4 protein-coding genes and 1 pseudogene are annotated in these 2,775 nt (G+C 55.9%); 3 read left to right on the top strand and 2 right to left on the bottom strand.

Annotated features, from left to right (window positions below; translation table 11 throughout):
• A partial coding sequence (locus BBW68_RS16625; RefSeq protein WP_148127628.1) for a helix-turn-helix domain-containing protein occupies window positions 1–216 on the bottom strand: 216 nt, incomplete at its 3' end.
• Window positions 217–273: 57 nt separating this feature from the next.
• Between BBW68_RS16625 and BBW68_RS10170 the strand changes: the two genes are divergently transcribed.
• The 3 genes and pseudogenes from BBW68_RS10170 to BBW68_RS10160 form a co-directional block, all read left to right on the top strand.
• On the top strand, window positions 274–495 hold the full coding sequence (locus BBW68_RS10170) for a hypothetical protein (protein WP_070135271.1): 222 nt from the start codon (window positions 274–276) through the stop codon (window positions 493–495).
• Between the two features lie 153 nt (window positions 496–648).
• Window positions 649–1,716, top strand: a complete 1,068-nt coding sequence (gene hemE, locus BBW68_RS10165) for a uroporphyrinogen decarboxylase (RefSeq protein WP_070135270.1) — start codon at window positions 649–651, stop codon at window positions 1,714–1,716.
• Between the two features lie 104 nt (window positions 1,717–1,820).
• A pseudogene (locus BBW68_RS10160) lies at window positions 1,821–2,324 on the top strand (endonuclease V); the annotation flags it as partial.
• 8 nt (window positions 2,325–2,332) lie between these two features.
• Here BBW68_RS10160 and BBW68_RS10155 read toward each other — a convergent pair.
• Window positions 2,333–2,775: transposase (locus BBW68_RS10155; protein ID WP_186821316.1), on the bottom strand; the 443-nt coding region annotated here is incomplete at its 5' end.

Genomic DNA, 2,775 nt, shown 5'->3' with positions numbered 1-2,775 from the left:
AGCGGCCACGCGCTCAAGGATATAGGGTTTGAACGGGTCAAGCTTGCAGGGTCTGGGTGCGCGAGGCTTGTAGCGGATATCCCCTACGGGCAGCGGGCTACGGATATATCTGCGAACGGTCTCACAAGAGCATGAAAGCTGGCGCGCGATGGCGCGTATCGACATGCCCTGACGGTGTAAAACACTCATCTCCACTCTGGTCTCCAATGTCATCATTGGCAGTGCCTTAAAACTGCCATTTTTACCCTGGGTGGGTCAGATTTACATCGGCAGGTGGGCCAGTTTTACATCGGTAGCGACACTTATTATCTGAATTCGCGGACTATTAAAAAAAAAGGTTTCTTTATTGGTATGTCTCATCAGGTTGAAGAGGAGATGGCACTAGCGAATAAGAGAGAAAAAAGGGCAACGGAGGCCAGCCATAAAGTCCCAGCTGCGCTGGCTGCCATTGAAGATATTCCTCTGAGCCCTCAGACATTAACCCTCAAAAAGTAACCTGATAACCTGCCTTAACCCTCTGGCTGCAACAAGATGGTAAGACTACGGTAGGGGAGGCTCTCTTTCCGGTGCATTTTGCTGCGTAGCCTCATGGTCAATCCCAGTGTAATGTTACACTACAGGTATGACTGGAGATAGAAGAGCCTTAAGATGAGCGAATTGAAGAATGATCGTTACCTGCGCGCCCTGCTGCGCCAACCGGTTGATATCACCCCTGTGTGGATGATGCGCCAAGCCGGCCGTTATTTGCCGGAATATAAAGCAACGCGTGCCGTGGCTGGTGACTTTATGTCGCTGTGCAAAAATGCCGAATTGGCTTGCGAAGTCACGCTGCAGCCTCTGCGCCGCTACGCGCTGGATGCGGCGATCCTGTTCTCCGATATCCTGACGATTCCCGATGCGATGGGCCTAGGGCTGTATTTCGAAGCAGGCGAAGGTCCGCGCTTCTCAAACCCGATTACCTGCCGTGCCGACGTAGAAAAGCTGCCGATCCCCGATCCCGAGCAGGAACTGGGTTACGTGATGAACTCGGTGCGCACCATCCGTAAAAACCTTAACGGCGAAGTTCCGCTGATTGGTTTCTCCGGTAGCCCGTGGACGCTGGCGACATATATGGTTGAGGGCGGTAGCAGTAAGGCTTTCACCAAGCTGAAAAAGATGATGTACGCCGAGCCCGCCACCCTGAACCTGATGCTGAATAAGCTGGCGGACAGCGTCACGCAGTATCTCAATGCGCAGATCCGTGCTGGTGCACAGTCGGTAATGATTTTTGACACCTGGGGCGGCGTGCTGACCGGGCGCGACTATCTGGAGTTCTCACTTCACTACATGCACAAGATCGTCGATGGTCTGCTGCACGAGAACGAAGGTCGGCGCGTTCCAGTCACGCTGTTTACCAAAGGGGGGGGGCAGTGGCTGGAAGCCATGGCGGCGACAGGTTGTGATGCGCTGGGCCTTGACTGGACCACCGACATTGCCGATGCACGTCGCCGCGTAGGCCATAAAGTGGCGCTGCAGGGCAATATGGACCCCTCCATGCTTTACGCATCGCCAGTACGTATCGAACAGGAAGTGGCGGGTATTCTTGAAGGCTTTGGCGAGGGTACCGGCCATGTCTTCAATCTAGGCCACGGCATTCATCAGTATGTTCCACCTGAAAACGCAGGTATGTTTGTTGAAGCGGTGCATAAACTTTCGCGCCCTTACCACCTCGGATAAATCAGCTAAGGCGAGGAAATATGGATATTGCAGCATTACGTGACCAGCAGCGGCAGTGCGCCGCTGAGATGATTGATCGGGATGATTTTTTTTGACGTAATGCCGCCGCGCTGGCGATCCTCGAATATCCCTCGCTGTAGGTCATTGAGCATAGGGTGGCGCGTATTGCCACCACCATGCCCTATATTCTAGGTTTCCTCTCCCTCCGTGAAATGCCCGCACTACAGGCCGCCTAGCAGCTGCTGGAGCACCATCCTGACCTGCTCTGCTGCTGGTGGACGGTCACGGCATTACCCATCCACGCTGCCTCGGCGTTGCCAGCCATTTTCGTCTTCTGGTGGATGTCCCCCACTATCGGCATGGCGAAAAAGCGCCTGTGCGGGAAGTTTACACCGCCCGATGCCGCGCCAGACAGCGTGGAACCCCTGATTGATAACGGGCAGCAGCTCGGCTGGGTGCTGAGCAGTAAGCTGCGGTGTAATCCGCTGTTTATCTCTCCTAAGCATCTCGTCAGTCAGGCCACTGAGCTGCAGTGGGTGCAGAACTGCCTGCGCGGGTCGAGTCCGTCAAGGTGGTGTAAATGCAGATCCAGCCTTCCGGTCCGGTAATATGTCTGTTAAGCGCTGAGTGGCAGCGCCTCGATCACATCGTTTTCAGCGGTCTGCTCTATCTCCGCCATGCTGTGCTGCGGCAGGTAGCGGTTCTGCAACAGCCATTCTTCGTTCTGCTCCGTCAGCACCGCACCCAGAAGCCGGGTTATGCTCTCTTCGTTGGGGAAGATACCCACCACGTGGGAACGCCGCTTCACCTCTTTATTCAGGCGCTCCAGCGTGTTCGTGGAGTGGATTTTCACCCGGTGCGCTCCCGGGAACCCGAAGTACGCCAGCCCCTCCGCCTCCGCTTCGTCCATCATCTCTGTGACTGCCGGGAAGTTCTTTTCCAGCTGGGCTGCGACCTCGCGCCAGGTGGCATGGGCGTTTTGTTCCTCCGTCTGCACGAACACCTGTTGCAACGCGGCACGGACAACCGACTGGCTGGCTCTGCTGACTCGCCCCAGCA

The sequence above is a fragment of the Candidatus Erwinia dacicola genome (genome assembly GCF_001756855.1).
Lineage (GTDB): Bacteria > Pseudomonadota > Gammaproteobacteria > Enterobacterales > Enterobacteriaceae > Erwinia > Erwinia dacicola.
Note: the sequence above shows the minus strand (reverse complement) of the source record. Positions and strands in the feature narration are given on the sequence as shown.

Coding starts and splice junctions, on each gene's coding strand:
- hemE (WP_070135270.1), top strand. CDS start 649: ATGAGCGAATTGAAGAATGATCGTTACCTGCGCGCCCTGCTGCGCCAA.